Origin of the sequence: Kitasatospora sp. NPDC017646 (assembly GCF_044329365.1) — a bacterium.
In the GTDB taxonomy this organism is placed as follows: domain Bacteria; phylum Actinomycetota; class Actinomycetes; order Streptomycetales; family Streptomycetaceae; genus Kitasatospora.
The window spans coordinates 25,809-49,811 of record NZ_JBIRJC010000020.1; the positions used below are offsets into that span (position 1 = coordinate 25,809).

The following is a 24,003-nucleotide window of genomic DNA, read 5'->3' on the forward strand; positions in this document are numbered from 1 at the left end:
AGCACTCCCGGCCCCACCATCGGGGAAGGCCCCGTTCCGCCCCGCAGATCCCCTCAGGGTTTCCCTGGAGGACGTCCCTGATGCGGCTCCTTGAAAACCGCTGGTCAGAGCAGCCCGTTGCCGGACCGCCGCCGCTCGACCGCCCGGACCAGGTCGGACCCGATCTCCGCGAGGAAGACCGCGGCCGTGTCGAGCCGTTGCCCGGCGGGGGTGGCCGCGCCGAGGAGCTCGGCGCCGTCGCGGGTGAACTCGGCCAGCAGTGCGTTGCGTTGGGCGCTGGCGAGCATCGAGCGGTACCAGACGTCGGAGTCGATCGTGTACCGCTCACGGCGCCCGTGGCCGTCCCGTTCGCGGCGGATCAGTTCCTGGTCCTCCAGGTAGCCGACCGCTTTGGAGACCGAGGCCGGGCTGACCCCGAGCCGCTGCACCAGCTCGGCGGCGCTCAGGGTGCCGCTGTCGGTGACGTAGAGGCAGCTGAGGACCCGGGCCACCATGCGGGGCAGGCCGAGTTGCACCAGGAGGTCGGCGAACCGGCCGGCGAACTCGGCGACGGCGGCCGGGTCGCGCCCGTCCGGCACGGGCGTACTGTCCCCGGCCGGCCGGGCCGGACCCGGTCGACGGCGGGCCCGGCGGGCGGTGGCGCGCTGGGCGGCGTGCGCCCGGTAGCGGCCGGGGCCGCCGTTGCGGGCGATCTCCCGGGTCACCGTGGAGGTGGGGCGGGCGATCAGCCGGGCGATCGCGGCGTAGTCGAGCCCTTCGGCGAGACCGGTGGCGATCGCGACACGGTCCTGCTGGCTCAGCCTGGCGCCTGGCACGGACGTCTCCTTTCGTCGGGCCTCGGCCGTCGAGCCTCGGTCCTCGGAACGAGTATCCGGGCCCGGCGGGCGGTTGCAATCACGATTGCATTCGTCGACAGCCCCATTGCAATGATTGGTGGTCACTGAGCTGCGGTTTCGCGTGAATCGTTGCGATCGAATCTTGAGAGGATCCCGAATCCGGCCGTACGTTCTTCACCGACGACGAAGCCCGACCGACCAGGGGGACCCACCGTGAAGACCACCACCATCAGCACCGTTCTCGCCACCGTCATGGCCGGCGCCCTGCTGACCGCCGCCCCGACCGCCTCCGCCGGCTCCACCACCGGCGGCGGCCACCAGGGTCTGCAGGCCGCCCTCGACCAGGCGGTCACGGGGGCCGGCCTGCCGGGCGCGACGGCCGAGGTGCACGACGGCGGCTCGACCTGGTTCGGGCAGGCCGGCACCGCCGACCTGAACAGCGGACGGCCGCCGCGCCCGCAGGACCGGTTCCGGATCGGCAGCACCACCAAGACCTTCGTGGCCACCGTGCTGCTCCAGCTGGAGGCCGAGCACCGGCTGAACCTGGACGACAGCGTCGAGCAGTGGCTGCCCGGGCTGGTGGACGGCAACGGCTACGACGGTTCGAGGATCACCCTCCGCCAGCTGCTCGACCACACCAGCGGGATCGCCAACTTCGCGGTGGCCGACCAGGTCAGCAAGGACTTCCAGGGAGAGCCGTTCCTGCAGCACCGCTTCGACGGCTTCACCCCGCGCCAGCTGGTCCAGCTCGGCATCAGCGTGAAGCCCCAGTTCGCCCCCGGCACCGGCTGGCAGTATTCCGACACCAACTACGTGCTGGCCGGCCTGGTCGTCGAGCAGGCCACCGGGCACAGCCTCGCGCGGGAGATCACCGACCGCTTCGTGAAGCCACTGCACCTGAAGAGCACCTACGAGCCGACCGGCGCCGACACCGGCATCCACGGCCCGCACGGCCGCTTCTACTCCAAGCTCGGCCCCTTCGACGCTCCCACTCTCCCCGAGTACGACGTCACCGAGCTCAACCCGTCCTGGGGCTACGGCTCCGGCGACCTCATCTCGACCACGGGTGACCTGAGCACCTTCTTCCAGGCGCTGCTGGCCGGCCGCCTGCTGCCGCCCGCCCAGACCGCCGAGATGTTCACCATGCAGGACCCGGGCACCGCGTGGATCCCGCAGTCCCGCTACGGCCTGGGCGTCGCCTCCCTCGCCCTCTCCTGCGGCCGGGTCTGGGGCATGGGCGGTGCGATCAACGGCTCCTGGTCGTACACCTTCGGCACCCGCGACGGCCACCACCTGCTCTCCACCGAGGTCAACGGCGACTGGGCCGACGGCTCGCAGTGGGGCCCGATCTTGGTCTTCACCAAGGAGCTGGAGGCGGAGTTCTGCGGCAACACGGCCGGATGACGCGCGAAGAACGCGCGAAGGCCGCACACGAGCGTGGCCGCTCCCGAGCCGGGAGCGGCCACGCCGTCAGTGCAGGGTCACATCCGTTGCTCAGAAGCCGAACACGTCACCCGTGTACTTGGTCAGCTCGCTGCCGTTGACGTAGGTGTGCGACCAGTTGACGCCGGTGGCACCCCAGCTGCCCTGCGCCGTGGCGGTGACCGGAGCCTGGAGGGCCATGACCATCCAGGTGGGGTGCACCAGCAGCTTGCTGAAGTCACCGTTGACGGCGGCCAGTTCGCTGCAGGCCGCGTTCGGGTTGGTGACGGTGCCCGTGCCGGTGATGGAGGTTAAGCCGGTTCCGTCCTGAACTGCGGAACAGGACAAGTCGGCCGAGGTGGTGGTGCCCGTGTTGTCGGTCTTGGTGAGGTGAACCGAGCCGAGCAGGGTGGTGTCCGTGGTCGCGGCTTGGGCAGTGCCGGCCATCAGGATCGCCGAGGCCGCGCCGGTCGCCAGCAGGCTGGCGACCGTCATGGTGATGCGTCGCATTCGTGATGCCTTTCCGCTACGTTGCCCGGGTCTTGTGTTCCCGGGCAGCTGTGGGCGCTACGCAATCAACCGAAGTTGTGCGAAGCGTTACGATCATATGAACGCTTGTGTCAGGTCCATGGTGAACCGTGATCTTTGTGGCGCAGCTCACGCCTCCGAGGTGATCGCGGGCGCCCCTGCGTTCCGGGCCAGGAAGTGCAGCAGGTTGGCGAAGCCACGCGCGTCATCGATCGCCTTGTGGGTGTGCTCCACCTCGCCGAGCCAGCGCGCAGGCAGCTCCGGCGCCTCGAACTCGCCGAACGTCCGCCCGTCCATCGTGGTGGCGACGGACGCGAAGGACCGCATCGAGTTCGCGCCCGGCCACGGTCCGTCGACCTCGATGTCCGTCACCACATAGTTCCAGTCGCTGAGTTCGGTCATGCGTCCGACCGTACCGGCACGGGTTCCCGGGGATCCGGCACGGACTCCCGGGACCGGCGGGTCACGGTCGCGGCAGGTGGAAGCGCTCCGGGGTTGGAAGCTCTCATGCCCGTGAGCGCAGGCGACGGAGCATCCGGGCGTCCTGGAAGCCCACGGCCCGCGCCGCGGCCTCGGCGGTCGCGCCGTGGGAGATGAGGTGTTCGGCGCGTTCGAGCCGCAGCTCCTGCTGGTAGCGCAGCGGGGTGAGGCCGGTGGCCTCGGTGAAGTGGCGGGTGAGGGTGCGTTCACTGACGCCGGACGCGGCGGCGAGCTCGGCCAGGCGCAGCCGGGTGGTGAACCCGGCGTCGATGAGGTCCTGGACGTGGTGGACGGCGTCGACGAGGTGGGCCCGGTGCCTCAGCATGGCGCTGGTCTGCTGCTCGTCGCCGTTGCGCCGGGCGTAGACGACCATCTCGCGGGCGATCCGGGCGGCGGCCGCGGGCCCGTGCCGGCCGGCGACGAGGTGGAGCGCGAGGTCGATGCCGCTGGCGATGCCCGCCGAGGTGACCACCCGGCCGTCGACCACGTACAGCACGTCGCGCACCACGCACGCCCCGGGGTGACGGCGGGCGAGTTCGTCCTGCGCGTCGTGGTGGGTGGTGCAGCGGCGGCCGTCCAGCAGTCCGGCCCGGCCGAGCGCGGAGGCGCCGGTGCAGATGCTGGCGACCGTCCCGCCGGCCGTGTGGTGGGCGGCCAACCGCTCCAGGGTCGCAGGGGACGGCCCACCGTCGCCGCGTGACCCACCGTCGCCGCCCCGCGACGCTTCACCCGGCGACGGTTCGCGCCAGCCGGGGACGACGACCAGGTCCCCGGCCGACAGCGGCGGCCACTCGGTGGCGGCCCGCAGCGGCAGGCCCTGCGCCGTGGGGACGTCCTCCTGCTCGGCCACGTAGCCGATCTCGTACCCGAGACCCAGGTCGGCCGCGGTCGAGAACACCTGGGCGGGCCCGGCGAGGTCCAGCAGGTGCAGCTGCGGGACGAGCAGGAAGACGACGCGGGTCACGATCCGGTCAGCTCCTTGACGGTGGCGACCCGGGCGAAGCGGCCCGAGAGCGCGTACTCGGTGCGGGCGGTGATCTGCTCCGTGGAGAGCGTGCGCGGGTCCGCGAGGATCTCGGCGAGGCTCCGCCCGGGCGGTGCGGCCCGGTGCTCGATCGGGTGGGTCGCGGTGGCATCGGTGACGAAGGTGACGTCGTAGCCGAGGTCCGAGGCGACCCGGGTGGTGGTCTCACAGCACTGCTCGGTGCGGATGCCGCTGACGGTCAGTTCGCGGATGCCCCGCTCGGTGAGCTGCTGCTGCAGGTTGGTGGTGGTGAACGCGTTGTGGGAGGTCTTGGTGAGAACGGGCTCGCCTTCGGCGGGCACCAGCCCGTCGATCATCCGCACGTACCCGAGGGCGGGGTCGAAGACCGTCCCGCTGCCCGCGTCGGCGTGCAGGACCCAGATCACCAGGTCTCCTTCCGCGCGGGCGTGTGCGACCAGCTTGTTCACCTGACCGACGATGTCGGGGTTGGAGACGGCCGCCCACTTCTCCAGCCGGCGGAAGGATTCCTGGACGTCGATGACGAGGAGTGCTCTGTTCATGCCCCGATCCTGGCCCGCCGGGCGCCGACGACTGAAGACACCATCGGGGCCCGATGCGGAACGATCCGGTCAACCGGGTGGCCCTTCGCCGGGTGGGCGGAGGACCACCGGAAGAACCTCAGACCTGGAACTGCCTGATCGACATCGGCCCACCACAGTGTCGGGTGCTGCTCACCGGAACCGTCGGACCGCGCGTCAGGCCGACGCGTTCACCACCCCGCCGAGGTGCCGGGCGAAGAACCGGACCGCGCTGTCGACCTCGAACCGGGGCAGTTCCTTGTGCTTGCCCGAGTTCACGTGCAGGGACTTCTCCGCCGAGGCGAAGGCGTCGAACAGCGCGAGGCCCTCCTCGCGGGATATGTGCTCGTCGTCCCACTGGAGGTCGAACTCGACGGGGACGGTGATCTTCCTCGCGTGCTCGGCCAGCGTCTGGGGCCAATGCTGACCGAACACCGCGGCCGTGATCCGGGGCTCTGCGGCCACGAACGGGACGCCGATCGCGGTGCCCATGTTGATGCCCCAGAAGCCGACCGGCCCGCCGGCTCCGATCTCCGGCAGCTGCTGGAGGGCGTCCAGCAGCGCGCGGTACTCGGGCACGGCGAGCTTGGCCAGGTGGTCGTTGTAGCGGACCACGATCGGGCCCTCCGGCTCGCCGGCCGCCCGGGCCGCGAACAGGGCGGCTGTCTCGCGCTCGTCGTGCTCGGTGCGCGGCCGGTCACCGTGACCGGGCGCGTCGAGGACGGCCACGTGGTAGCCGCAGCCGCGCACCAGGTGTGCGGCCCGGCCCGACATCGCGGGGTGCTTCTTGTGGTTACCACCGCCGTGGGCCTGAAGGACCAGCGGCGCACGGACCGCACCGGACTCCGGGGACCAGAGGACACCCGGGACGCCGTTGACGGTGAAGTCGCGTTCGACGACGCTGCCGGCGGTGGACTCACTGGTGAAAAGGAAAGCGTTCATGGCAGTTGCCCTTCGAGAGTGCCTTGGTGAAGAGGCGCTCCCGGCGAGACCTACGTCAATCGCCAGTCGTGACGGCAAGGGGGAGCGCCCGTATCGGTACAGCGTTCACGGGTCTCACCTCCTCGAGCGGTGTCACGGTCGACCGAGAAGCTATCAGCTAGATCGGAAGCCCTGCCACCCCTTTTTCCCGCCGGACGAGTTCGGCCACCGCGCCCACGGGCCGGCGGCCCTCCGCTCCACGGAGCGGAGAACCGCAACGTGCGTGACCCTCGGCGCACGTCTCCCTGATCCGCTTCGCCAGCAGCCGGATGTCCACCGGGCGGGTCGTGTCGATGCGATGTACCGGCCCGAGGCCCAGGGGCTCGGCCGTCCGGCACCACAGCTCCCGGGAGCCCGTTCACGAGTACGGTCACCGTGCAGGCGATGCTAGACCGATCGGCAGACCGGCCCGCCGTTCCAGTGCTGCACGACGACCTGTTCGCCCTCTCCGTCCGGGGCCTGGAAGTCGGCCAGGTAGCGGTTGAACAGCGGGCCGTTCACCGTGACGGAGTTCGCGCCCTCCTCGCCGTTGCGGATCTCGAGGCGGCGCTCCAGCGTCGCCCGGTCGGCCTTGAGGTGGATCAGTTCCCAGCGGCCGCCGTGGCCCTCGATGAGCGCCTTGTAGTCATCGCGGGCGGCGCGACTCCAGAAGCTGTAGTCCACCACCACATCGCGCCCGGCCCGCACCAGCTCGACCAGTTCCCGCCGCTGCTCGCGGCGGACCTCCTCCTTGAGCCGGTCGTACGCCTCCTCCTCCAGTACCAGGCCGGCGTCGCGCCGTCCGAGTCGCTGCCAGACCACCTCGTCGATCGAGAGCCGGACGTAGCCGCGTCGCACCAGCTCCATCGCATGGGTGGTCTTGCCCGCCCCCGGCAGGCCGCACATCAGCACCACCGTGCTCGTGCCGGGCCCGCGCACGGCGTGTTCCCACAGGGCCAGGCCCGCACGGAGGAGTTCGCGCACGGCCGTGGTCTCCTCGTCCGTCCAGGCTCCCTCGCCGGCGGTCGGGTCGAGGGCTTCGCCGCCGAAGAGCTTCTCGTAGGCGCTGTCGTGGATCGGTCGTCGGGAGGGCGGGGGCGGGCCGGCCTTCACGCTGTGGTAGAGGTCCTCGAAGAAGTTCCACGCCTCCAGCAGCGATCCCGCCGTCACCGGGACGACTCCGGGGTGCTCGACCCACCGCCGTACGACGTCCAGATCGAGGGTGCCTTCGCCGTCCCGGACGAGCTCCCAGCCGTTGCGGTCGCAGTGTTCCCGCAACGGTGCGAGCTCCTCGAACGCGAGGAGCCTTCCGCGTTCGTCGACGAGGAGCACATCGCGGGCGTCGCCCTCCCCCGGGCGCCAGATCAGCGTCAAGTCCCCTCTCCTGGTGACGATGCGGTACGGGAAGTAGTCAGCCACGCGGGTCACCCTCCGTGCCGTGGGGGCGCTCCGCGGCTTTCCACCCTCCGTCGGCCGGGCCCGGCCCGGTGCGCGGACCGGCTACCGCGGTGGGAGGAACGTCGTTGCCGGGTGCGTCCCGTGGTCCGCGGCACTGGTCGAGCAGGTCGGGGGCGTCCGCGAACCCCTTGCCGACGGCGAGCTGACCGCTGCGCCGAACCGACCCGCCCCGTTCGGAGAGCGAGCGTCGTAGCAGCTCGACCTCGTGTTCGCTGAGCAGTTCGCTTGCCACCACCGGAAGCCCTGACATCGGCCCAGCCCTCCTCCACCGTCGCCGCGAGAGGATGATCACGTTACCTCCGGCGGCGCTCAGTGGCGGTGGTGGTTGTCGGGTTGGGCGGGGTCGCCGGGGTGTTCCAAGCCCTCGACCAGGGTGAGGCGTCGGGCGCGTTGGTGGTCGAGCCAGCGGACGAAGGCGGTGCGGCGGGCGGCGTCGCGGAGGGCGGGGGTCGGGTCGGGGGTCTGGGGGACGGCGAGGGTGGCGAGGAGCATGGCCCTCCAGGGGCCCGCGCTGACCCACTCGCCGGGTGGGGCGGTGCGGAGGGCTTCGGCGAGGGCGGCCGGGAGGGTGTCGGGGTCGGCTTCGAACCCGCCGTCGGGGAGGGCGAGGTGCCAGCGGGTGACCGGGGGGCGAGTGGTCAGGGTTCGGTAGTGGGCGATGTCGGCGGGTGAGGGCTCGACCTCGGCGGTCACCGCCTCGTAGACGGCGCGGACGGCTGCGCTGCCCTCGTAGGCGGCGGCCGTGATGGAGCCCAGTTCGACGGCGGCCCGTTGGTCGAGACGGGCGGGGCGTGCGGCGCCGACGGAGCGGGCGGGGCCGGATTCGCTGATCGGCAGGCCGCGTTCGGCGGCGACCGCCTCGCAGAGGGCCTCGGTCAGGAGCACCTGGGCGACCCACCGGACGAGCTGGCGGTCCTCCGAACTTCCCGGCTCGGGCAGGGCGGTGGCGCGTGGGCCGTTCCGGAGGGCGGCGAGGCGCTCGTCGAGGGCCGTGCGGGGCAGGGGGTGTCCGTCGAGCAGGCCGAGGGTCATGCCTCCACCACCAGGGCGACGGTCGGGGCGTACTGGCAGCGGCCGAACCACATGACCTTGGCCAGCGCCCAGTAGGCGCCGGGGTCGGTGGATCCGGGGGCGGCGATGGCGAAGTCGACGCTCACGGAGGAGCCGGCCGGGACGGTGAAACCGCGAACGGGGTCGGAGATCGCCTCCCAGGTGCCCCACGGGGAAACGAGCTGGAGCTCGCCGCGGATCTCGCCACGGGTGTGGTTGGTGAGGGTGAGGCCGAGGCTGGCGCGGCCGCCGGCGGTCAGGTGGAGGCAATCGTGGGACACGTCGACGGACAGGCCGGTGTCCCGGGCGGTCGCGGCCCCGGTGCCCTGGGCGGCGGTCCAGTCCTCGGGGGCTTCCCCGGAGACGGGCAACAGACCGGGCAGGTCACCGACGGCGATCGTGACCACGTCCTCGATCTGCTGCCCGTCGTGCTCGATCCGGACGGCGGCGAAGTGCAGCCCGGGCTCGGCGTCCGCTGGTGGGGTGAGGGTGACGGGGAAGCGCAGGTGACCGCCGGGCTCCAGGCGGTACGGGCGGCTGCCGAGGCTGGTCGCCCAGCCCTCGGGCGGCAGGACGACGGCCGTGCCCTCGACCGCCGCGTCCCGCAGCTGCGAGGCGAGGGCCACCGAGAAGGCCACCGCCTCCCCCGCCGTCCGCAGCAGGCCCGGCCCGGCCCCGACCGACACCGGCAGGTAGCCGAGCGGGGCCGGGCCCCGGTTGTGCAGCCAGTAGCGGGCGTGGACGGGCTGGGCGGGTTCGGCGACCGGGCCGAGCACGGGACCGTCGGCGCCGGGCACGGGGCCGACGACCGGACTGGTCACCGCAGGGGTCGCGAGCAGCGTGACGATCCGCGAACCGGCGAGCTCCAGCACGTCGACCGACTCCCCGAGCGCGCGTTCCAGCAGGTCTGCGGGCCGCACCCCGTCCAGCCCGAGCGCACCGCCGAGCCGGGCCGTCCGCCCGAGGCCGGTGGACTCGACCAGCCGGACGGTGAGGTCACTGCCATCGGTCGAGGCCGAACCGTGGGCGATCGGGTTCCCGGCGGGCTTGAGCGCGCCGAGCAGCACCTCGCGCTGCGGCTCGACCCGCAGCCAGGACAGCGTGGGCGGCAGCGGTCCGTCCTGAGCGTCCAGGATCCGCGCGTACAGCGGGTGGTTGAACTCCTGCCCCCGGGCGGGCAGCTGCTGCGCCCGCCAGTCGCCGTCGCCGCCGACCAGCGCGTAAGCGAACTCGTGGGTCCAGTGCTGGAGCTGGAAGGAGGAGCCGTCCGGCAGGGTGCGCCGGGGCGGGTCGATCCAGACGCCGGACGGCCAGCCGGTGCAGGAGCGCATCAGCGACAGGTGCAGCGCGCCGGTGGTGTCCACCGCGAAGCCGGGGAGACCGAAGCTGAGCAACGCCACGGTGCGGTCGGCGAGTCGGTCCGGGACCGCGGAAGGGCAGACGGCGGTGATCCGCGCGTCCGCGAGGTCGTCCACCAGGGCCGCCACGTCGGAGACGACCAGCGCGGGCAGGGCGCGCAGGTCCCGCAGGTCGGCGTCGGGCCGCCACACCTCGGCGAGCGGCGTCGGCGCCGGCACCCACACCGCGCCGTGCGCCTTCAGCACGGCCGCGTACTCCTCCCCCGCGCGCTCGAACAACGCCCTTGCCGCCCCGTTGACTTCCGGCCCGCCGACGACGATCCGGAAGTCCGGCAGGTTGGAGTCCACGTCCAGCCACCCGTACCGCGCCCAGTCCGCCCCCGAGGTGGTGGCGGTGACCCCGACCCGGGCGAGGGCGACCACCAGCGGGCGGGCGTCCGCCGAATCGTCCAGGGAGGGCACGACGACCTCGGCCACGCCCAGTGCCCGCGAGCCGGTCACCCCGCCCGCCGTGTCGGTGAGCACGGCCCGGGCGGTGGCGCCCACCCCGAACCAGGTGTTGGCCGGGTTGTCCAGGGTCCAGGGCGCCTCCGCCGAGTCGACGTCCGGCATCGCGAAGCCGCGCCCGATGACCGCGCCCGCGACCTCGCTGACCGGCATCCCGCCGGGCACGTCCACCGGGAAGCGCAGCCGCAGCAGCCGGTCGGCGCGTGAGTGGTCGACGACCCGGGTCCGGCAGTCCACCCGGTCCAGGCCGTCCCACAGCGTGACCGTCTGCTCGTAGCGGATGCCGTCGACCGTTCCGCCGATCACCAGCCGCTCGCCGAGCGGTCCGGTCTCCCGCCGGACCTCCCCGGCCACCGTCCCCGAGCCGAGCACCGGACCGCTCGGCACCAGGTGCCAGGGTCCCTCGCCGAAGTCGGGGTGCTGCGGGTACTCCTCGTACACCCGCAGCTCGTTGCCCAGGCGGCCGTCCTGGATCAACTCCCGCCGGTGCAGCAGGTCGTACACCGAGACGAGTCCGCCACCGCGGGCCGGGTCGGCGGCCACGCGGTACCGGTCGTTGGCGATCACCACACCATCGGCGACTGTCCACGCCGGATCGGCGGAGCCGTCCACCAGCCGCCAGGTGCGCCAGCCGAGCGCGGGGACGTCCTGGGCGAGGAAGCGCAGCGCCCCCCGGTCGACCGCGCTCGGCACGGGCGATCCCGACTCGTCCAGGACCCGCACCGACCGTACGCCGTCCGGGAGTTCGACCGTGACCAGATCCGTCCGGTCGAAGGACAGCGTGTTGGTCACCACCACCGCCGCCCCCTCCCCCGCGGTCGCGACCCCCGCCGTCGCGACCCCCGCCGTCGAGATCCGCGCCGTCAGCGCGTCCAGCGCCGCGTCGCGGACGGCCGAGGCCAGGTCGTACGCCTCCCGCCAGCCGCCGAGCAGGTCCAGGTACACCTGGTCCGACTCCGATCCGGTGATCGCGTCATGGTGCGCACCGTAGGCGAGTTGGCGCCACACCTTGTCGAGCGCGGCCCCCGGGTAGCGCCCGAGCCCGTTCACGACAGCGAGCGCGGCGAGCTTCTCCGCGTCCACCGCCGCGACCTCGCCGGCCCGTTGGGCCTGTTTGGTGTCGATGTACGAGACGTCCTTGCCGGTGTACACCGGGTTCATGTCGCGGGTCTGCGGGCTGGGTCGACGGGCGGCGACGGCGAGTTCGGCCCGGACGGCGTCCAGGAAGTCGCGCGGGGTGGCGCAGACGAAGCGCGGCCACAGGTACTTGGCGGCCCAGGAGCGGTGGATCTCGGTGACCCACTTGTTCGGCGGGGTGTAGTCCGTCCCCACCGGCAACAGCAGGTTCTTCGTCGCCCCGACCGGCTTGAGCTTGCGGTACAGCTCGTAGACGGCCTGCTCGGCGGTGGCGAGGTCCGGTGAGGAGTCCATCCACCAGCCGGCCGAGTAGTGATGGGGCATGTAGTGGGTGAGCACGCCCTCCCCGCTCGGTGCGATCCACTCGAACTCGCTGGGGAACTGCATCACCCGGGCGTCGTCCTTGCCCTCGCGGAAGTTCTTCTGGATCGGGCCCCACTGGTGGAACGGCCCGCGGGCCCAGGCGCTGCCGGTGAGGCCGGCCGCGGCGAGGTGGCCGGGGAACTGCGGGTCGTGCCCGAACACGTCGAGCTGCCAGGCCGTCCGGGGATCGCCACCGAGGATGTCGCGCTGGTAGCCGATGCCGTGGACGATGTTGCGGATGGTCGTCTCGGCGCCCGTGAGGTTGGTGTTGGGCTCGTTGTAGGTGCCGCCGACGAGTTCGACCTGTCCGCGCTCCAGCAGCATCCGCAGGGTCTCGCGGCGCTCGGGGTGCTGGTCGAAGTACGGCTTCAGGTAGTCGACTTCGGCGAGCACGAACTTGTAGACCGGGTCCCGCAGCGCGAGGTCCAGGTGGGCGTCCACGAGGGCGAAGCCGTTGCGCTCCCAGAGCGGCCGGGTGGTGGCGTCGGCGGAGAGCAGTTCCCAGGGGGAGGTGTAGGCGGCCTGGGTGTTCCACCACACCGGGTCGTAGTGGAAGTGCGAGACCAGGAACATCGTCCAGCCGGGTTCGGCGGCCTCCACGACGCCCGGCATCTCGCCGCAGGTCGTCCGGACCACCACGGGAAGTCGGTCCCCCGGGGACGCGCCGGTGATCTCCAGGGGGATTTCGACCACCCCCGTGCCGGTCGCCTCGCCGCGAACGCCCGCTCCGCTGACGGTGATCCGGGCGGCCGGGCCCTCGACGGCCACCCGCAACAGCTGGCGCGGGGCGTCCTCGGGGCCGACGAAGAGGTCGGTGCTCTCGACGGCGGTGATGGTGGTGACCGGCACGGGGTGGTCCTTTCCTGCGGAGTGCCACCGGGGCCTACTGGCCCCAGGCCTCGAACTCGTAGATGCGGGCGGCCGGATCGGTGCTCTGGGTGGGCTTGGTGACGACCAGCCGCACGTAGCGCGCGGTGGTGTTCACCGGGTGGGTGGTGGTGCCCGCGGTGTTGCCGGTCACCGTGGCGACCGTCGTCCACGGGTCGGTGGTCCTCGAGCGGACCTGGATGGAGAAGTCCCGGGTGTTGTAGCCGGCGCTCTCACCGCCCGCCTGGGCGTGCTTGACCACGAACCTGTCCAGCTTCTTCGCCGAACCGAGGTCCACCTCCAGCCACTTGGCGGAGGTCAGCGTGCACCACTTGTCACTGGTCCCGCCGCTGACGCTGCCGTTGACGGCCTTGGCCGGGCCCTCGGCGGCGTTGCACTGGCCGGAGGCGGTGGCCGGGCGGTTCAGCGCCAGGTCGGTCGAGGTCGAGGGCGGGGTGCCGTTCCAACCCACCACCGTGGAGGCGACGTTCGAGTGCCCGTACGTCGTGGACACCGCCTCCACGTCCACTGTGGTGGCGGCCTCGCTGCCGGCCCGGTCGAGCCGTCCGACGAAGTAGGCGTCGTTGGGCGTGGCCCCCAGGAAGGTACGGCTGCCGTCCGCGTAGCGCCGGTACACCTCGTAGTGGTGGACGTTGCCGCCGGGCGCCGCCGTCCAGGAGAGCCGCAGCGACTGGCTGGCGCCCGCGGTCACGTCGCTCGCGCCGAGGACGGTCAGCCCGCCCGGTGCCGCCGGTGTCTCCACCGGGCCGTCGTGGAGGGCGACTTGGCCGACGCGCAGGTCATACGCGGGGTTCGGTCCCGAGGAGCCGTCCACCTGCAGCGCGAGCTGGGAGATGGTCCGGCCCGCGTACGGGGAGAGGTCGAGGGTGTGGCGCTCCCAGCCGGTTCCGGCGTTGTCCCCGACGTCCACGGTGGTGAAGCTGCCCGGGGTGTCGGTGAAGGAAACCGCCGCCTTGAGCCTGGTCGGGCCGGCGGCCGGGGTCTTGACCACCAGGTCGAGCTTGGTGCTGGCGGCGACGGGCAGCCTGGTCTCGTAGAGCCGCACGGTGTTGGTGGCGTCCAGGGTGCCGGTCAGCCGCAGCGAGGAGCCGCCCTGGTAGGAGTCGGTGAAGTCGATCGACGGGCTCAGCCTGCTGCCGGTGGAGTCGACCACCCAGCGGTAGGTCGGCGGGACGTCCTGCAGCGAGAGGTTGTTCCACCCGCCGGTGGCGACCCGGGTGCCGGCCGCGTTGTAGAAGTCGCCCTGGCCGGTGTCGAAGTTGGTGACGAATGGCTTGGCGGTGATCGGCGAGGACTCGGCGACGTAGCCCGCCAGGCCCGGCCAGCTGCTGGAGAGGTCGGTGTGGGACGGGTCGTTGTCGGCGCCGACCCAGTAGCGGGCGTCCTTGGCGTAGAAGTCGGCCCGGTCGGTGGCGGACTTCCAGGTCCACTCGGGGCGGTAGAGGCCGAGCGAGGTGGTGTGCGGCTGACCGGGCGGGAAGAGGGTGTTCCAGTCGACGGAGGTGTTGTAGCCGTTCGCCTCGGTGTCGATGCCGGAGTACAGGTCGTACTCGCTGCGGCCGAGTTGACGGGCCAGGGTGCGGGAGGAGTCCAGGCCGTCGGCCGTCCAGCCGAAGTTGAGGAACATCGAGTCCGACGTGCGCTTCGAACCGTCCTGGAGGAAGGGCGAGTTGGCGGGGGTGAGGGCGTCCTGCCAGTCGACCGCACCCGAGGTGGTCATCGCGTCGTACCACATGAACTCGGTGCCGCTCTGCGCCTTGGTGTACTGCATCAGGTTGCGCACCTCGGTGGCGAGGCCCGAATCCCCGCCGCCGGTCTCCTGGTTGATGAACCAGCCGTCGAAGCCGTAGTACCGGGCGGCCTGCACCAGCTTGTCGGCGACGGGGTAGCGGTCACCGGACTTCTGGACGAAGTCGCGCACCCACTGGAGCTGGCCGCCGTACGCGGCGGGCGGGAAGAAGACCGTGCCGTAGACCTTGACGCCGTTGCGGTGCGCGGCGTCGATCACGGTCGGGTTCGGCGCGAGGATCAGGCCCTCACCGGCGGAGCCGCCCCAGAACACCAGCTTGTCGACGTACTGCCAGTAGCCGAAGGCGTAGTAGTCGGGGTCGGCGGAGCCCTGGGAGGGGTTGTTGGAGGTGGGGGCGAAGGAGACCAGCGAAGCGATCTTCCCTTCGCCCGCACGGGCGTTGGGATTCGCGGCCAGGGCCGGGTCGCTGGTGCGCGGCTGGAGCGGTACGCGGGAGCGGTTGAACCGGGCGTCCGGGTCGGTGGCCGGGTCCCAGCCGAGGATGGTGCTGGGGTACCAGTACGAGGCGTAGGGCTGGTTCCCGGGCGCGGCGACGCCCGGCGCGGCCGGAACGGGAGCGGCCTGGGCGGCGGGTACGACGCCCAGCACGGCCGTCGCGAGCGCGGCGCTGAGCAGCAGGGGGAGGCGTCTTGACATGCGGTGGCTCCGATCGAGCGGAGTGGGTGGGGCCGGGCCCACCGGCAGCGGCAGGCCCGGGTGCGTCCGGGCATGGCGGCGCTCGTCGAGGGGGAGTGCGGGAACGTGACGGCGAACGGTGCGCAGGCCGGTCCCCTCTCGGCGCAGCGAGGCTAAAGCGGTTCAGAACCCGTGTCAACGACTCGCGCAACAACCACACCCACCGGTGACGGCGGCGAGGTGGACTCCCGTACGGTCAGCCGGGGCGTGGGCATCTGGAGGTCCCGCCCGGGCCCGGTGCCGTCCACCGCCTCCAGCAGGCTGCGCGCGACCTGCTCGCCGAGCGCGAAGGTGTCCCGGCTGAGCGCGGTCAGCGGCGGGTGGACGATCCGGGCGAGCACCGAGTCGTCGAAGGAGACGATGGACAGTTCCCCTGGCACGGCGACGCCCATCTCCCCCGCGACGCCGAGCCCGGCGACGGCCATCACGTCGCTGTCGTAGACGATCGCGGTGGGCCGCGCCGCCCGGGAGAGCAGGGTGCGGGTGGCCGCCGCACCCTCGGCGTCGCTGAAGTCGGTGGGCACCGACACCGCCTCCTCCAGCCCGAGCCGGCGCGAGGCGTCGCGCAGCGCGCGGATCCGCCGCTGGGTGTGCTGGAAGTGCGGCAGCCCGGCCAGGTGGGCGATCCGGCGGTGCCCGATGGCGGCCAGGTAGTCGACGATGGAGAGCATCGCCTCCCGGTCGTCGGCCCAGATCCGCAGCTGGTTGCCGCCCTTGCCGGGCCCGCCGAGGACGACGGCGGGCAGCCCGAGTTCGTCCAGCACCGGCAGCCGCGGGTCCCTGACCTGGAGGTCCACCACGACGAAGCCGTCGACCCGGTGCTCGGAGGCCCAGCGCCGGTAGACCTCGATCTCGGCGGCGGTGTCCTCGACGACCATCAGGTGCAGCGCGACCGAGCTGGCCGAGAGCACCGCCTGGAGGCCGGAGAGCAGGTGGCTGAAGAACGGTTCGACGCCTATGGTGCGGGCGGGGCGGGCGATCACCAGGCCGACGGCGTCGGACCGGGCCCCTCCGAGGGCGCGCGCGGCGTGGTGCGGGCGCCAGTTCATCTCCTCGGCGACCCGCAGGATCCGGGCCCTGGTCGCCTCGCTGACGCCCGGGCGGCCGTTGAGCGCGAAGGAGACGGCGCCCTTGGAGACCCCGGCCTGGCGCGCGATGTCGGCGATCGTCGGTCTGCCCACGGAACCCGACTCCTCTCTTGACAGCCAAGTTTAGGCGGGAGCATAGTCCCTGCCAGAGCTAGACCGGTTTAGTACGTCGGATTCCGAACACGACACAACCGGAGAACCCACACCCCGAGCTCGGCGCGATCCCCCACCCACCCCCAGGACCGGGAGACCCTCATGCGAAGAATCTGGGCGGCACTGACGACGACGGCCCTCACCGCCGCGGCCCTGACCGGCTGCGGACTCGGCTCCGGTGACAGCAAGACCAGCGACAGCGTGGCGAGTGCGGCCGCCACCGGCGAGGTCAAGGGCAAGGTCTCGATCCAGACCTGGGCGCTCAAACCCAAGTTCACCGACTACATGCAGAACGTGATCGACGGCTTCAAGAAGAAGTACCCCGGCGTCGAGGTCGACTGGCTGGACCAGCCCGGCGACGGCTACTCCGACAAGGTGCTCAGCCAGGCCGCCTCCGGCACCCTGCCCGACGTGGTCAACCTCCCGCCGGACTTCGCCTTCCCGCTCGCCAAGAAGGACGTCCTGCTGGACGTCGCCAAGGCCGACCCCGGACTCGCCGACGAGTACGTGGCCGGTGGCGTGGAGGCCTACCGCTACAACGGCCGCCAGGGCGCCTTCGGCTACCCGTGGTACCTCAACACCGATGTGAACTACTGGAGTTCCGACCTCCTCGCGAAAGACGGCCTGGATCCGAAGAAGCCCCCGACCTCCCTGGACGAACTCATCGCCCAGGCCAAGGTGATGAAGGAGAAGTCCGGCGGCCAGGACTACCTGATGAGCCGCAAGCCGGGCCTCGGCGACCTCTACAACATCGGCGTGAAGATCATGGCCGACGACGGCAGGTCCTTCACCTTCAACACCCCCGAGGCCGCCGCACTGCTCGACAAGTACCGCGACGCCTTCAAGGACGGCCTGATGCCGAACGGGGTGCTCACCGACACCTACGCCGGCAACTCCAAGCTCTTCAGCGCCGGCACCGTGGCCTGGACCACCGGCGGCGGCAACTACATCACCAGCCTCGCCACCGACAACCCGACCCTCGCGCCGAAGGTCGTCCCCTCCCCAGCGATGGGCACCCCGCCGCTGTACGTCCAGGGCCTGTCCATACCCAAGAACACCAAGAACCCGGCCGCCGCGGTCGCCCTCGCCCGCTGGGTCACCAGCCCCGAGAACCAGGCCGCCTTCGCCCACCTGACCAGTGTCTTCCCGTCCACCAAGGCCTCCGCGACCGACCCGTTCTTCAGCAAGAGCGACGGCACCAACGCGGGCGACGCCAAGGTGATCGCCTTCGACTCGCTCGCCAAGGCCAAGCTGATCCAGCCGGTGGAGGTGGACGACGCGATGGGCACCGTCGTCAAGCAGCAGTTCGCCCTCGCCATCAGCGGCCAGACCAGCTCCAAGCAGGCCCTGGACACGGCCGTCGCCCAGTGCGACAAGCTGCTCAAGGGCTGACCCGGAGCACGCCCGGAGCCCGCGCCGGCGAAGCGGCGGGTCTCCCCCACACCCGCCGCCCCCCGGGCACGACCCGCACCCCAGGCCCCCGGCCCGCCCCTCCCCGGCCCCCGGAAGGCCCCGCCCCAGGAAGGCGACAGCATGACCCACCGGCGTTGGTTCACCCCCTGGCTGCTCGCCGGCCCCGCGATACTCTGGCTGGCCGTCTTCAACCTCTGGCCGGCCGTCAACACGGTGATCCTCTCCTTCACCAACGCCAGGCCCCTCGGCGGCGGCCGGTTCACCGGCCTGGAGAACTACGGCCGCCTGCTCGACGACGCCCAGCTCGCCGACGCCCTGCTCAACAGCATCGTCTTCATGCTGGTCTGCCTCCCCCTCCTGACCGTCCTGCCGCTGCTGCTCGCCCTGCTCGTCCAGCGCCGCATCCCCGGCATCACCTTCTTCCGCACCGCCTTCTACACCCCGGTGATCGCCTCCGCCGTCGTGGTGGCGCTGATCTGGGGCTGGGTGCTGGACGACCGGGGCCTGGTCAACGGCGTGCTCCGGCAGAGCGGCCTCACCGACTCCCCGGTCTCCTTCCTCACCGACCGCTGGCTGCTGCTGTTCAGCGCGATCGCCCTGACCGTCTGGAAGGGCCTGGGCTACTACATGGTCATCTACCTGTCCGCCCTCGCCAACGTCCCGCGCGAGCTGCACGAGGCGGCGGCCGTGGACGGCGCGAGCCCACTGAGCCGCTTCTGGCACGTCACCCTCCCCGGGGTGCGCCCGACCATGGTGCTGGTCTCCGCCCTCATCTCGGTGAGTTCGCTGCGCGTCTTCTCCGAGCTGTACGTGCTCTCCAACGGCCTGGGCGGCCCCGGCGGCCGTGACATGTCGGTGGTGATGCTGATCCAGATGTACAGCCGCGGCTTCAACGGCCACCTGGGCTACGCCTCCGCGCTCAGCCTGATGCTGTTCGTCGTCACCCTCGGCCCGATGCTGATCCTGCTGCGGCTGAACCGGAAGGCGGCCTGACCCCGTGACCACCGTCCGCGAACCCGGCCCCGCCGTCCGCACCTCGAAGGCCGCCCGACTCCCCCGGGCCGCGAGGGGATTCAACACCCCCTCCGCCACCCGGACCGCGGCCCGCTACCTGCTGCTCCTGCTCGTCCTGCTCCTGGTGATCGGCCCCTTCCTGTGGCAGCTGTCCACCTCCCTCAAGGGCCCCGCCGAGGACGTCTACTCCCGCACCCCGGGCTTCCTGCCCGACCAACCCACCATCGGCAACTACGGCAAGGTCGCCGACACCATCCCGGTGTGGACCTACGCCCTCAACTCGGTGATCGTCGCCGCCGTCTGCATCACCGGCAACGTGGTCGGCTGCACCCTGGCCGGCTACGCCCTCGCCCGGCTGCGCTTCCGCGGCGCCAAGCTGGTCCTCGGCCTGTTCCTGGCCACCCTGGTGCTGCCCGGCGAGGTCACCGTCGTCTCCCAGTACGTGCTGGTGCGCAGCCTCGGCCTGGCCGACAACCTGCTCGGCGTCGCCCTGCCCGGGGCGATCGCCATGCTCAACGTGCTGCTGATGCGCACCGCCTTCGCCGCCGTGCCCGCCGAGTTGGACCAGGCGGCGCTGGTCGACGGCGCCAACGTCTGGCAGCGGCTGTGGCACATCGGTCTGCCGAACGTGCGCGGCATGCTCAGCGTGATCGTCATCTTCACCTTCATCGGCGCCTGGGACGACTTCCTCTGGCCGCTGATCGTGCTCAACGACCCGCAGAAGTACACCCTCACCGTCGGGCTCCAGTACCTCAACGGCACCTTCTCCGCCAACCCCCGGCTGATCGCGGCCGGCACCATGATCGCCTTCCTGCCGATCGTCGTGGTGTTCGCCGTCTGCCAGCGCTTCTTCTTCAAGGGCGTCGAGGAGGGAGCCGTCAAGGGATGAACCCGTCTCCCGTACGCCCCGCCTAGTTGAGGAAGCCCCCGTGACCACCACTCCGCAGGCTCCGCGCTTCGGCGTCAACTACACCCCCAGCACAGGCTGGTTCCACCACTGGCTCGACTTCGACCTCGACGCCGTGCGCGCCGACCTCGACTCCATCGCCTCCCTCGGCCTGGACCACGTCCGGGTCTTCCCGCTCTGGCCGCTGTTCCAGCCCAACCGCACCCTGATCCGCCCCCGCGCCGTCGAGCAGCTGACGGCCCTGGTGGACGCGGCCGGCGAACGCGGCCTGGACGTCGCGGTGGACGGCCTCCAGGGCCACCTGTCCAGCTTCGACTTCCTGCCGTCCTGGACGCAGACCTGGCACCGCCGCAACATCTTCACCGACCCGGAGGTCCTCGACGGCCAGGCCGCCTACCTGCGCACCCTCGCCGGGGCGCTCGGCGAGCGGCCGAACTTCCTCGGGATGACCCTCGGCAACGAGATCAACCAGTTCTCCGGCGCCCCGCACCCCGCCCCGGACCGGGTCACCCCCGCCGAGGCCGAGGCCTGGCTCCGTCGGATGCTCGCCGCCTGCGAGCGGGGCGCGCCCGGGCGGCTGCACCTGCACGCCTCGTACGACGCGGCCTGGTACCTGGACGAGCACCCGTTCACGCCCTGGCACTCGGCCCGCCTCGGCGCCGCCACCGCCGTGCACTCCTGGGTGTTCAACGGCACCGCCCAGCGCTACGGCGCCCACTCCACCGCCACCGTCCAGCACGCCGCCTACCTGGTCGAACTGTCCAAGGCCTGGGCCGACGACCCGGCCCGCCCGGTCTGGCTCCAGGAGGTCGGCGCGCCCGCCCCGCACATCACCGCCGGGGACGCGGCCCGGTTCACCGGCGCCACCGTCGACGCCGTACTGGACTGCCCGGACCTCTGGGGCGTCACCTGGTGGTGCTCCCACGACGTGGACCGCTCGCTCGCCGACTTCCCCGAACTGGAGTACAGCCTCGGGCTGTTGACCATCGACCGGGCCGTCAAACCGGCCGGGGCCCGGCTCGCCGAGGCCGCCGCCGAGGCCCGCCGCTCCTGGCAGCCGCCCAAGCCGCGCGGCACCGCCGTGGTGGTCGCCACCGGCGACGAGGTCACCTCGCCCCGCCGGGCGGTCTGCGGCCCCGGCGGTCCGGTGTACGAGGCCTTCATGCGCCTCGCCGAGGCCGGCGTCCGCCCGACCACCGTGCTCGCCGAACGCGCCGGGGACCGGGCGCACCTGGCCGCGCGCGGCATCACCGAGGTGCTCCAGCCCTCCGACGTACGTTCTCTGTAAACGCCCCCAGCACGCAACGGAGCCTGCCGACATGCACGATGACCGCACCCTCGTCGAGTCCCGCCTCAAGCGCGTCCTGGAGGAGCGCATCCTCCCGGCGGTCCACCCCGAGTCCGTCCCGCTGGAGGTCGGCATCTGGACCGCCCCCGGCGAGCCCGTCCCGGTCGCCGAGGGCCTGGCCGCGCCGCGCACCCCGATCGCGGTCGGCGACGCCTGGGGAGCGCCCTGGGGCACCAGCTGGCTGACCGTCTCCGGGACGGTGCCGCAGGCCTGGGCCGGGCGTACGGTCGAGGCACTGATCGACCTCGGCTTCGACGCCAACATGCCGGGCTTCCAGTGCGAGGGCCTGGTCTACCGACCGGACGGCAGCCCGGTGAAGGGCCTCAACCCGCGCAACCAGTGGGTGCGGATCGCCGCCCCGGCGGCCGGCGGCGAGCAGGTGCTGCTGCACGTCGAGGCCGCCGCCAACCCGGTCATCCTGGACTACCACCCCTTCCTGCCGACCGGGTTGGGCGACAGGGAGACGGCCGGCGACCAGCCGCAGTACCGGCTCGCCCGGATGGACCTCGCGGTCTTCGACGACACGGTCTGGCAGCTGTCGCTGGACCTGGAGGTGCTCGGCGAGCTGATGGCCGAACTGCCGGTGGACGGCGCCCGCCGCTGGGAGGTCCTGCGCGCGGTGGAACGGGCCCTGGACGCGATCGACCTCCAGGACGTCAACGGCACGGCGGCGGCCGCCCGTTCGGAGCTCACGGCCGTACTGGCCGCGCCCGCCGCCCCGTCCGCCCACCGGATCAGCGCGATCGGCCACGCCCACATCGACTCCGCCTGGCTGTGGCCGCTGCGCGAGACGGTGCGCAAGGTGGCCCGCACCACCGCCAACATGACCGCCCTGCTGGAGGACGAGCCGGACTTCCTCTACACCATGTCCCAGGCGCAGCAGTACGCCTGGATCAAGGAGCACCGCCCCGAGGTGTACGCCCGGGTCCGCAAGGCGGTGGCCGAGGGCCGGTTCGTGCCGGCTGGCGGGATGTGGGTCGAGTCCGACACCAACATGCCCAGCTCGGAGGCGATGGCCCGGCAGTTCGTGCACGGCAAGCGGTTCTTCCTGGAGGAGTTCGGCGTCGAGAACCACGAGGCGTGGCTGCCGGACACCTTCGGCTTCACCGGCGGCCTGCCGCAGATCATCCGCAACGCGGGCTCCAAGTGGCTGCTGACCCAGAAGATCTCGTGGAGCCAGGTCAACAAGTTCCCGCACCACACCTTCCTCTGGGAGGGCATCGACGGAACCCGCGTCTTCACCCACTTCCCGCCCGTGGACACCTACAACTGCTCCATGAAGGGCAGCGAGATCGCCCACGCGGCAAGGAACTTCAAGGACAAGGGAGTGGCCCGGCACTCGATCGCGCCGACCGGCTGGGGCGACGGCGGCGGCGGGACGACCCGCGAGATGGTCGCCAAGGCCGCCCGGCTGCGGAACCTGGAGGGTTCCGCCACCGTCCGCTGGGAGAAGCCCGCCGAGTTCTTCGCCAAGGCCGAGGCCGAGTACCCGAACCCGCCGGTCTGGGTCGGCGAACTGTACCTCGAACTCCACCGGGCCACCCTGACCAGCCAGGCGAGGACCAAGCAGGGCAACCGGCGCAGCGAGAACCTGCTGCGCGAGGCCGAACTGTGGTGCGCCACCGCGGCGTTGCGCACCGGCTCGGCGTACCCGTACGAGCAGCTGGACCGGATCTGGAAGACCGTGCTGCTGCACCAGTTCCACGACATCCTGCCCGGCTCCTCGATCGCCTGGGTGCACCGCGAGGCGGAGGCCACGTACGCGGCGCTGGCGGCGGAGCTGGAGGGGCTGATCGGCGCGGCCCAGCAGGCGCTGGCCGGGGAGGCCGCGGGCGGGCGCGAGCTGGTGTTCAACGCGGCGCCGCACGCCCGCGCGGCCGTCCCGGCGGGCGGGGCGGCCGTGGTGGCCCCCGCGGAGGCGGGCTGCACCACGGGCGAGCGGCCCGAGGGCGGCTTCACCCTGCGCAACGGCCTGCTGGAGGTCACGGTCGACGCCGACGGCCTGATCGGCTCGGTCGTCGAGGTGTCCAGCGGTCGCGAGACCGTCGCCCCCGGCAGCCGTGCCAACCTGCTCCAGCTGCACCCCGACTTCCCCAACATGTGGGACGCCTGGGACGTCGACCAGTTCTACCGCAACACCGTCACCGACCTGACCGGCGTGGACTCCCTCACCGCCTCCGTCTCCGACGACCGGGCCTCCGTCCGGGTCGCCCGCTCCTTCGGCTCCTCCACCGTCGTCCAGACCCTCACCCTGCGGGCCGGCGAACAGCGCCTCGACATCGACACCGAGGTCGACTGGCACGAGACCGAGAAGTTCCTCAAGGCCGCCTTCCCGTTGGACGTCCACACCGAGCGCTACGCCGCCGAGACCCAGTTCGGCCACCTCTACCGGCCCACCCACACCAACACCAGCTGGGACGCCGCCAAGTTCGAGGCCTGCAACCACCGCTTCGTCCACCTCGACGAACCCGGCTGGGGCGTGGCCCTGGTGACCGCCTCCACCTACGGCCACGACGTCACCCGCACCGTGCGCCCGGCCGACGGCGGGACCACCACCACGGTCCGCTTCTCGCTGCTGCGCGCCCCGCGCTTCCCCGACCCGAAGACCGACCAGGGCCTGCACCGCTTCCGGCACGCGCTCGTCCCGGGCGCGGCGATCGCCGACGCCGTCCGCGAGGGCTACCGGATCGGCCTGCCCGAGCGGCGGGTCACCGGCAGCGCCGAGCGGGTCGCGCCGCTGGTCGAGCTCGACAACGACGCCCTGGTGGTCAGCGCGGTCAAGCTCGCCGACGACCGCAGCGGCGACCTGGTCGTCCGGGTCTACGAGGCGGGCGGCGGACGCGCCCGCGGCCGGCTCACCGCCTCCTTCCCGCTGGCCGGGGCCGTGCCCTGCGACCTGCTGGAGCGACCCTGGGACGGCACCCGCGGCGAGGTGACGGTCGAGGACGGCGCGGTGCGGCTGGCGCTGCGGCCGTTCGAACTGGTCACGCTGCGGCTGAGCGCGGCCCGCTGACCGACGGCCCGGCCCGTCGACCGGCCGGCCCG

Annotated in this window: 18 protein-coding genes; 6 read left to right on the forward strand and 12 right to left on the reverse strand. The window is 72.1% G+C overall.

Translation table 11 applies throughout. The features are described 5' to 3' along the window. Positions 1–104: 104 nt before the first annotated feature. Positions 105–815 (reverse strand): MarR family transcriptional regulator, encoded by a 711-nt coding sequence (locus ACH4J0_RS27345; RefSeq protein ID WP_396243249.1) that lies wholly within the window; start codon positions 813–815, stop codon positions 105–107. Between the two features lie 234 nt (positions 816–1,049). On the opposite strand from ACH4J0_RS27345, the gene ACH4J0_RS27350 reads away from it, so the two are divergent. Continuing rightward, positions 1,050–2,240, forward strand: a complete 1,191-nt coding sequence (locus ACH4J0_RS27350) for a serine hydrolase domain-containing protein (protein WP_396243250.1) — start codon at positions 1,050–1,052, stop codon at positions 2,238–2,240. Positions 2,241–2,330: 90 nt separating this feature from the next. On the opposite strand, the gene ACH4J0_RS27355 is transcribed toward ACH4J0_RS27350, so the two are convergent. From ACH4J0_RS27355 to ACH4J0_RS27405, 11 genes are all read right to left on the reverse strand, one after another. Further along, entirely contained in the window at positions 2,331–2,768 is a 438-nt protein-coding gene (locus tag ACH4J0_RS27355; RefSeq protein ID WP_396243251.1) for an SSI family serine proteinase inhibitor, read from the reverse strand. A 147-nt stretch (positions 2,769–2,915) separates the two neighbouring features. Continuing rightward, the gene (locus ACH4J0_RS27360; RefSeq protein WP_396243252.1) at positions 2,916–3,188 is read right to left on the reverse strand and encodes a hypothetical protein; all 273 of its coding nucleotides are present in this window, start codon (positions 3,186–3,188) and stop codon (positions 2,916–2,918) included. A 103-nt stretch (positions 3,189–3,291) separates the two neighbouring features. Next, on the reverse strand, positions 3,292–4,230 hold the full coding sequence (locus ACH4J0_RS27365) for a GlxA family transcriptional regulator (RefSeq protein ID WP_396243253.1): 939 nt from the start codon (positions 4,228–4,230) through the stop codon (positions 3,292–3,294). Beyond that, positions 4,227–4,811, reverse strand: a complete 585-nt coding sequence (locus ACH4J0_RS27370) for a cysteine hydrolase family protein (RefSeq protein ID WP_396243254.1) — start codon at positions 4,809–4,811, stop codon at positions 4,227–4,229. The genes ACH4J0_RS27365 and ACH4J0_RS27370 overlap by 4 nt, the downstream gene beginning before the upstream one ends. A gap of 195 nt (positions 4,812–5,006) precedes the next feature. Next, positions 5,007–5,771: an alpha/beta hydrolase gene (locus ACH4J0_RS27375; RefSeq protein ID WP_396243255.1), complete on the reverse strand. Its 765-nt coding sequence runs from the start codon at positions 5,769–5,771 to the stop codon at positions 5,007–5,009. Between the two features lie 426 nt (positions 5,772–6,197). Continuing rightward, on the reverse strand, positions 6,198–7,208 hold the full coding sequence (locus tag ACH4J0_RS27380) for an AAA family ATPase (RefSeq protein WP_396243256.1): 1,011 nt from the start codon (positions 7,206–7,208) through the stop codon (positions 6,198–6,200). Next, positions 7,201–7,497 carry a hypothetical protein gene (locus ACH4J0_RS27385; protein WP_396243257.1) on the reverse strand — a complete coding sequence of 99 codons (297 nt, stop codon included), beginning with the start codon at positions 7,495–7,497 and terminating at the stop codon, positions 7,201–7,203. The genes ACH4J0_RS27380 and ACH4J0_RS27385 overlap by 8 nt, the downstream gene beginning before the upstream one ends. Positions 7,498–7,556: 59 nt before the next feature. Further along, positions 7,557–8,279 (reverse strand): hypothetical protein, encoded by a 723-nt coding sequence (locus tag ACH4J0_RS27390; RefSeq protein WP_396243258.1) that lies wholly within the window; start codon positions 8,277–8,279, stop codon positions 7,557–7,559. Next, positions 8,276–12,511, reverse strand: coding sequence for an NEW3 domain-containing protein (locus ACH4J0_RS27395; protein ID WP_396243259.1), 4,236 nt, complete (start codon positions 12,509–12,511; stop codon positions 8,276–8,278). The genes ACH4J0_RS27390 and ACH4J0_RS27395 overlap by 4 nt, the downstream gene beginning before the upstream one ends. Positions 12,512–12,545: 34 nt before the next feature. After that, the gene (locus ACH4J0_RS27400; protein ID WP_396243260.1) at positions 12,546–14,996 is read right to left on the reverse strand and encodes a discoidin domain-containing protein; all 2,451 of its coding nucleotides are present in this window, start codon (positions 14,994–14,996) and stop codon (positions 12,546–12,548) included. 152 nt (positions 14,997–15,148) lie between these two features. Next, positions 15,149–16,216: a LacI family DNA-binding transcriptional regulator gene (locus ACH4J0_RS27405; protein ID WP_396243261.1), complete on the reverse strand. Its 1,068-nt coding sequence runs from the start codon at positions 16,214–16,216 to the stop codon at positions 15,149–15,151. 162 nt (positions 16,217–16,378) lie between these two features. Here ACH4J0_RS27405 and ACH4J0_RS27410 point away from each other — a divergent pair, with 162 nt between their 5' ends. The 5 genes from ACH4J0_RS27410 (at position 16,379) to ACH4J0_RS27430 (ending at position 23,971) form a co-directional block, all read left to right on the forward strand. Further along, positions 16,379–17,668 (forward strand): ABC transporter substrate-binding protein, encoded by a 1,290-nt coding sequence (locus ACH4J0_RS27410; RefSeq protein ID WP_396243263.1) that lies wholly within the window; start codon positions 16,379–16,381, stop codon positions 17,666–17,668. 141 nt (positions 17,669–17,809) lie between these two features. Beyond that, complete coding sequence (locus tag ACH4J0_RS27415) at positions 17,810–18,682, forward strand: carbohydrate ABC transporter permease (protein ID WP_396243264.1); 873 nt, start codon at positions 17,810–17,812, stop codon at positions 18,680–18,682. A 4-nt stretch (positions 18,683–18,686) separates the two neighbouring features. Next, positions 18,687–19,592, forward strand: a complete 906-nt coding sequence (locus ACH4J0_RS27420) for a carbohydrate ABC transporter permease (protein ID WP_396243265.1) — start codon at positions 18,687–18,689, stop codon at positions 19,590–19,592. Positions 19,593–19,632: 40 nt separating this feature from the next. After that, positions 19,633–20,898: a glycosyl hydrolase gene (locus tag ACH4J0_RS27425; RefSeq protein ID WP_396243266.1), complete on the forward strand. Its 1,266-nt coding sequence runs from the start codon at positions 19,633–19,635 to the stop codon at positions 20,896–20,898. Positions 20,899–20,929: 31 nt separating this feature from the next. After that, entirely contained in the window at positions 20,930–23,971 is a 3,042-nt protein-coding gene (locus tag ACH4J0_RS27430; RefSeq protein WP_396243267.1) for an alpha-mannosidase, read from the forward strand. The last annotated feature ends 32 nt before the right edge of the window (positions 23,972–24,003 follow it).

Coding starts and splice junctions, on each gene's coding strand:
- ACH4J0_RS27355 (WP_396243251.1), bottom strand. CDS start 2,768: ATGCGACGCATCACCATGACGGTCGCCAGCCTGCTGGCGACCGGCGCG.
- ACH4J0_RS27360 (WP_396243252.1), bottom strand. CDS start 3,188: ATGACCGAACTCAGCGACTGGAACTATGTGGTGACGGACATCGAGGTC.
- ACH4J0_RS27370 (WP_396243254.1), bottom strand. CDS start 4,811: ATGAACAGAGCACTCCTCGTCATCGACGTCCAGGAATCCTTCCGCCGG.
- ACH4J0_RS27375 (WP_396243255.1), bottom strand. CDS start 5,771: ATGAACGCTTTCCTTTTCACCAGTGAGTCCACCGCCGGCAGCGTCGTC.
- ACH4J0_RS27385 (WP_396243257.1), bottom strand. CDS start 7,497: ATGTCAGGGCTTCCGGTGGTGGCAAGCGAACTGCTCAGCGAACACGAG.
- ACH4J0_RS27390 (WP_396243258.1), bottom strand. CDS start 8,279: ATGACCCTCGGCCTGCTCGACGGACACCCCCTGCCCCGCACGGCCCTC.
- ACH4J0_RS27400 (WP_396243260.1), bottom strand. CDS start 14,996: ATGTCAAGACGCCTCCCCCTGCTGCTCAGCGCCGCGCTCGCGACGGCC.
- ACH4J0_RS27410 (WP_396243263.1), top strand. CDS start 16,379: ATGCGAAGAATCTGGGCGGCACTGACGACGACGGCCCTCACCGCCGCG.
- ACH4J0_RS27415 (WP_396243264.1), top strand. CDS start 17,810: ATGACCCACCGGCGTTGGTTCACCCCCTGGCTGCTCGCCGGCCCCGCG.
- ACH4J0_RS27430 (WP_396243267.1), top strand. CDS start 20,930: ATGCACGATGACCGCACCCTCGTCGAGTCCCGCCTCAAGCGCGTCCTG.